Below are 6,734 nucleotides of genomic sequence, written 5' to 3'. Positions count from 1 at the left end.
AATCGGGTCTTGACTGATAAACCTACCCGTATCAGGTTCGTAATAGCGCATCAAATTGTAATGCAGCCCCGTCTCCCTATCGTAATACTGGTTCTGCAACCGAAACGGCTGGTGCGCATTCTGATAAACCCGCCCGTCCTTTTTCAGACGGCCCCAGGCGGTATATTCGCCATACCACAGCAAATTGCCGAACTGGTCGGTCATCTCGCGCGGAATGCCGATTTGGTCGGTGTGGATATAGGCGAGATACTGCTTCCCGTCTTTGTTGTTGTGGAAGATTTGGGCTAAGGGTTCGTAGCTGTCCTGGTCGGTGTAGATATAGGTGTAAGTGCCTTTATAGGTGTACTCCTGCGCCAAACGGCTGCCGTCCCAGACGAAATGGATCCGCTTCGGTTCGGTCGAGGTCCAGGCCAGTTTGTCTTTGCGCTCTTTGGAGAGGCGGCGTCCGAACGGGTCGTAGGCGTATTCCCAGATTTCGGTATTGCCCGCCGCTTTTTTGATTTCGGCGCGGACGAGCTGGTTTTCGCTGTCGTATTGGAAGTATTGGTTTTCGCCGTCGGGGAGCTGGCGGTAAATCAGGTTGCCCAGTCCGTCGTAGGTGTATTCGGTGCCGTCGTGTTCTTTCAGCCGGTTGCCGGCGTACAGGTTGGGGTTGGCCGGGGTTTTCTGAGGTTGGCTTTTCAGACGGCCTGCGGATGTGGCGGCCGGATGGTTGGCCGACAGGATATTGCCGGCCGGGTCAAAGGCGAACCGTTCGACACCGCCGCCGCTGGGTTTCGCCTCCCTGATGCGGCCGAGTTGGTCGTAGACATACTCCAGCGTGCCGCCGCGCCGGGCTTCGCTCCGGATCAGGTTGCCCGCTCGGTCGTAGGCGTAGCGGCGGCTGACCGCGCCGACCTGTACGTCCTGTTTGCCGCCCTCTCCGAGAGCATGGGTCTGCTGCCGTTTCAGACGGCCCATCGGATCGTATTCGTATACGCTGCCGATATGTCCCTGGGTGCGGCTGGTTTCCCGATGCAGCGCGTCGCGTTCGATGTCGCTGACGGTTTCGCCATTGCAGCTGATGCGGTGCAGGTGGCCGCTGCCGTAGTACAGGTGGTCGACGACGGAGCCGTCGGGCAGCTCGGTACGGATGCGGTTACCGTTGCCGTCGTAACGGTAGCCGACTTTGATTTCGCGGCCGTTGTGGACGACGGTCTCGCCCGTTATCCGACCCAGTGCGTCGTATTCCAGCTCGACGCTGCCGCTGCCGTTGCGGGCCTTGCTCAGCCGTCCGCTAACGGGGTCGTAGTCGTAGCGGCTGCGGCTGTAGGCTTCGGTATGCCGGTTGCGGTCGGTACGGCGGCTGATTTTGTCGGTCAGCCGGCCGAGGATGTCGCGTTCGAAACGGTGGATTTGCAGCGGGCGGGCGGGGTTATCGCCGTATTCGCGCTGTTCGTTCAACTGTCCGGCCTTGTCGTAGCCGTATTCGGTGATTCTGCCGTCCCAGCCGCTTTCGCGAATCAGGTTGTCGGCGGCGTCGTATTCCAAACGGTAGCTTTCGCCGTTTTCGTTGGTGAGGACGGCTAGGCGGCGGGCGGCATCATAGCGGTAGCCGAAGCTGTGCCCCAGCGCGTCGGTGCGTTTGAGCGGCAGACCGTCCGCCGCCAGTTCGTAGACGGTGCGGTTGCCCAGCGGGTCGGTGTAGCCGGTCAGTCGGTTGAGGCGGTCGTATTCGTAGTGTTCGCTGCCGCCGTCCGGATAGTCGGTGCGGATATGGTTGCCCGCTTCGTCGTAGTGGTAGCGGACGGTCTGCCCCAAAGCGTCGGTCACGCTTTCCAGGTCGCCGAAATCGGTATAGCTGAAACGGGTAATGCCGCCGGAACAGTCGGTATAGGACGAAGGCAGTCCGGCCTCGTTGTAACGGTAGCGGACGGTCTTGCCCAACGGGTCGGTAATGCTTTCGGGTTCGCCGTTGCGCCCGTAACTGATGCGGGTGATGCCGCCGGCCGGGTCGGTGATTTCTATCGGATTGCCGCGACCGTCGTAACGGCAGAGCGTCGGCGGCCCCATCCGTTCGACATACGCTACCGGCAGGTTGAGTTCGGAATGGTATTCCATTTCGTCGCAGCTGCCGTCCGGATAGTCGGTACTTTCCAACTGCCCGTAGCGGTTGTAACCGTAACGGGTCTCCCGCCCCAGCGGATCGGTCTGGCCGGTAATCCAGCCGTCGTCGTCGCGTTCGGTATCGCTGCGGTTGCCTTCGGCGTCTATATAGTAAGACAGTATAGAGGCCGTCTGAAAAACCAACTTTCAGATGGCCTCTATATCAACCAGCGTATCAATCGGTAATGGGATTAGATTGTTAAGGAACGGATATTTCAGACGGCCTCAAAAGGGATATTGAGACCGTCTGAAAATCGAGCGGGATTCGGAAATTTATACAGGCTATGATTTATCTATTTTAAGCAGTGAAAATATATGATATACGAACTCTTTAATATAAGAAGATAAGATAATATCAGACCTGAATTCCTCACCATTTTTTAAATTACAAATCAATGAATTACTCACAATCTGGAAAGATTCAATTTCATTTTTAGCCCACGGCCTATAATTGAATAAATAATATATATCTTCTTTTTCCGATATTGTAAATGAAAAAGACAGATCCCCTACGGAATTATATCTATATAATTCAAAGCGTTCTAGTTTATCCTCATGTAACACTATTCTTAATTTATCATCACCACCATTATAGTTTTTACAATCTAAAAAACCGTCCATGATTTTTGCAAATAGATATTTATCTATTACCGTATGACTTTTAATTACTAAAATATCACCAGAATCCAAATGGACTTTTAACTCATCATCCGTAAGCAATTTAATATCTGTTACCGTATATTTTTCTTCTTCAGGATTTGGGTTTTCTACATACAATACTCCGTTTTTACATATAAACGGCAATCCACATATGATACTTAGATGATTCGCCTGTGGTTCATATTCAATAACACTTCCTTCAATAGTAATTATTTCTTCCATTAATTACCTCAACACTTTCCAAATTTATTGTATTTGTGCAAAACGTCCCATGCTGCATCTGAACGAGTTTTATCACTTCCTGGCAACTTACGGACAGCATCAAGTTCCTTACGAACTTTATCAAAATCTGAAGATTCTATCTTAATCGTACCTAAAACCTTATTACCTCTTGTCTCAGGGAAAGAAACACTTTTTGCCTCCCCTTGTTTTAAAATATCAAAAATATTTGTACGACAATTCGTACACATTCCAACAGGCTTATTGCCACTAGTTCTGAATTGCCCTGTAATATTACTTATATGAACATCTTTACCTTTCAATCTGTTATTGTCCAAAAAATCATTTAAGCCATTAATCTCTGCATGTCCCGTTCTAGAGCTGTGATAAGTTTCACTATAACCACCAGCCGACACAGTAGCACTTGCACCATTCATATCTCCCCATAGGCCAAATATATCGGTCCACATTTGAGCATTAGGCGCAAAAGCATACAGATTCTCCCCGCCCAGCAACCCAATCGGGTCCTGATTCACAAACCGACCCGTATCAGGTTCATAGTAGCGCATCAAATTGTAATGCAGCCCCGTCTCCCGGTCGTAATACTGGTTCTGCAACCGGAACGGCTGGTGCGCGTTCTGATAAACCCGCCCGTCCTTTTTCAGACGGCCCCAAGCGGTATATTCGCCATACCACAGCAAATTGCCGAACTGGTCGGTCATCTCGCGCGGAATGCCGATTTGGTCGGTGTGGATATAGGCGAGATACTGCTTCCCGTCTTTGTTGTTGTGGAAGATTTGGGCTAAGGGTTCGTAGCTGTCCTGGTCGGTGTAGATATAGGTGTAAGTGCCTTTATAGGTGTACTCCTGCGCCAAACGGCTGCCGTCCCAGACGAAATGGATCCGCTTCGGTTCGGTCGAGGTCCAGGCCAGTTTGTCTTTGCGCTCTTTGGAGAGGCGGCGTCCGAACGGGTCGTAGGCGTATTCCCAGATTTCGGTATTGCCCGCCGCTTTTTTGATTTCGGCGCGGACGAGCTGGTTTTCGCTGTCGTATTGGAAGTATTGGTTTTCGCCGTCGGGGAGCTGGCGGTAAATCAGGTTGCCCAGTCCGTCGTAGGTGTATTCGGTGCCGTCGTGTTCTTTCAGCCGGTTGCCGGCGTACAGGTTGGGGTTGGCCGGGGTTTTCTGAGGGTGGCTGTTCAGACGGCCTGCGGATGTGGCGGCCGGATGGTTGGCCGACAGGATATTGCCGGCCGGGTCAAAGGCGAACCGTTCGACACCGCCGCCGCTGTGTTTCGCCTCCCTGATGCGGCCGAGTTTGTCGTAGACATACTCCAGCGTGCCGCCGCGCCGGTCTTCGCTCCGGATCAGGTTGCCCGCTCGGTCGTAGGCGTAGCGGCGGCTGACCGCGCCGACCTGTACGTCCTGTTTGCCGCCCTCTCCGAGAGCATGGGTCTGCTGCCGTTTCAGACGGCCCATCGGATCGTATTCGTATACGCTGCCGATATGTCCCTGGGTGCGGCTGGTTTCCCGATGCAGCGCGTCGCGTTCGATGTCGCTGACGGTTTCGCCATTGCAGCTGATGCGGTGCAGGTGGCCGCTGCCGTAGTACAGGTGGTCGACGACGGAGCCGTCGGGCAGCTCGGTACGGATGCGGTTACCGTTGCCGTCGTAACGGTAGCCGACTTTGATTTCGCGGCCGTTGTGGACGACGGTCTCGCCCGTTATCCGACCCAGTGCGTCGTATTCCAGCTCGACGCTGCCGCTGCCGTTGCGGGCCTTGCTCAGCCGTCCGCTAACGGGGTCGTAGTCGTAGCGGCTGCGGCTGTAGGCTTCGGTATGCCGGTTGCGGTCGGTACGGCGGCTGATTTTGTCGGTCAGCCGGCCGAGGATGTCGCGTTCGAAACGGTGGATTTGCAGCGGGCGGGCGGGGTTATCACCGTATTCGCGCTGTTCGTTCAACTGTCCGGCCTTGTCGTAGCCGTATTCGGTGATTCTGCCGTCCCAGCCGCTTTCGCGAATCAGGTTGTCGGCGGCGTCGTATTCCAAACGGTAGCTTTCGCCGTTTTCGTTGGTGAGGACGGCTAGGCGGCGGGCGGCATCATAGCGGTAGCCGAAGCTGTGCCCCAGCGCGTCGGTGCGTTTGAGCGGCAGACCGTCCGCCGCCAGTTCGTAGACGGTGCGGTTGCCCAGCGGGTCGGTGTAGCCGGTCAGTCGGTTGAGGTGGTCGTATTCGTAGTGTTCGCTGCCGCCGTCCGGATAGTCGGTGCGGATATGGTTGCCCGCTTCGTCGTAGTGGTAGCGGACGGTCTGCCCCAAAGCGTCGGTCACGCTTTCCAAGTCGCCGAAATCGGTATAGCTGAAACGGGTGATGCCGCCGGAACAGTCGGTATAGGACGAAGGCAGTCCGGCCTCGTTGTAACGGTAGCGGACGGTCTTGCCCAACGGGTCGGTAATGCTTTCGGGTTCGCCGTTGCGCCCGTAACTGATGCGGGTGATGCCGCCGGCCGGGTCGGTGATTTCTATCGGATTGCCGCGGCCGTCGTAACGGCAGAGCGTCGGCGGCCCCATCCGTTCGACATACGCTACCGGCAGGTTGAGTTCGGAATGGTATTCCATTTCGTCGCAGCTGCCGTCCGGATAGTCGGTACTTTCCAACTGCCCGTAGCGGTTGTAACCGTAACGGGTCTCCCGCCCCAGCGGATCGGTCTGGCCGGTAATCCAGCCGTCGTCGTCGCGTTCGGTATCACTGCGGTTGCCTTCGGCGTCTATATAGTAAGACAGTTCGTAATTGCCGTCGAAACCGAAAGTCTCGCACCGCCCCAGCACATCGGTAACCAGCGTGTGGTCCTCACGATAATCGAAGGTCCATTCTTCGCCGGTATTGGTGGTGTTGCACAATACTTTGCCGCCGGTGTCGTATGTGTCGTAACGGTAGCGGGAAACCAAACCCTCCGGCTGGCTGTGTTCGATCATGATGTGGTTGCGGTAGGCGAAACCGCGCAGTTTTTTGCCGCCCCTGCCGTATACCGCGGTCAAATCGCCGCGGCCGTCGTAGTGGTAACGCACCATCTCCCGTCCGGCCAACGAGGCGGTGCCGAGGCGGTTGACGTACAGGTTGCCGTCTTCGCCGCGAAACACTCCGTCTTCCGACGCCGGATCGAAATCATCAGCGGCTTCGTCCAGCCGTATCGAAACGAAGTTCAGCGTCACCCGCCGTCCGGCGGCGTCAATCACTTCTTGCGGCAGCCCGTTGTCGCCGTAGACAATCCGGGTGTGGTTGCCGTTGCGGTCGAGGATGGCGACGAGCGGGTAGAGCGAATGCCCCGCCACTGCGGAGAAATACAGTTTGGCCGAACCGTCGGGGGCGGCTATCTGATAAAGGCCGTCTGAAACGCGGCCGAAGAATATCTGTTCCGAAGGGTCGAACCAACAACCGGCCAGTCCGTATGGGTCGGCGTCCTCCTCGTCCGCGCCTACAGCGAAGACGCCGTCATCTTCTTCCCCTTTCCCTCCGTCGTCGAAACCGTCGGCATCGGGCAGCTGAATTTCCCTGCCCTGTTCGTCGATATAGAGGAAACCGTCGGCGGTGCGTTCCAAACGCATCGAAAACGGCAACGACCAGCCCTGTCCCAGCCAACCGTTGCCGTACTGGTCGGAATAATAGCTGCGCCGCCAGACCAGCGGCAGCAGTGAATCAAGGGTGAAGTC

3 protein-coding genes and 1 pseudogene are annotated in these 6,734 nt (G+C 55.7%); all 4 read right to left on the bottom strand.

Features of this window, described 5'->3' with window-relative positions; genetic code table 11:
* A partial coding sequence (locus ACI43T_RS11740; RefSeq protein WP_405387270.1) for an RHS repeat-associated core domain-containing protein occupies positions 1-2,289 on the bottom strand: 2,289 nt, incomplete at its 3' end.
* Positions 2,290-2,427: 138 nt separating this feature from the next.
* Positions 2,428-3,027, bottom strand: coding sequence for a hypothetical protein (locus ACI43T_RS11735; RefSeq protein WP_405387268.1), 600 nt, complete (start codon positions 3,025-3,027; stop codon positions 2,428-2,430).
* A gap of 8 nt (positions 3,028-3,035) precedes the next feature.
* A complete protein-coding gene (locus ACI43T_RS11730) occupies positions 3,036-4,502 on the bottom strand; it encodes an RHS repeat domain-containing protein (protein ID WP_405387272.1) in 1,467 nt (488 codons plus the stop codon).
* A gap of 2,076 nt (positions 4,503-6,578) precedes the next feature.
* A pseudogene (locus ACI43T_RS11725) lies at positions 6,579-6,734 on the bottom strand (DUF6531 domain-containing protein); the annotation flags it as partial.

The sequence above is a fragment of the Neisseria oralis genome (assembly GCF_045062685.1).
Taxonomy (GTDB): domain Bacteria; phylum Pseudomonadota; class Gammaproteobacteria; order Burkholderiales; family Neisseriaceae; genus Neisseria; species Neisseria oralis.
Note: the sequence above shows the minus strand (reverse complement) of the source record. Positions and strands in the feature narration are given on the sequence as shown.

Coding starts and splice junctions, on each gene's coding strand:
- ACI43T_RS11730 (WP_405387272.1), bottom strand. CDS start 4,502: ATGGGCCGTCTGAAACGGCAGCAGACCCATGCTCTCGGAGAGGGCGGC.
- ACI43T_RS11735 (WP_405387268.1), bottom strand. CDS start 3,027: ATGGAAGAAATAATTACTATTGAAGGAAGTGTTATTGAATATGAACCA.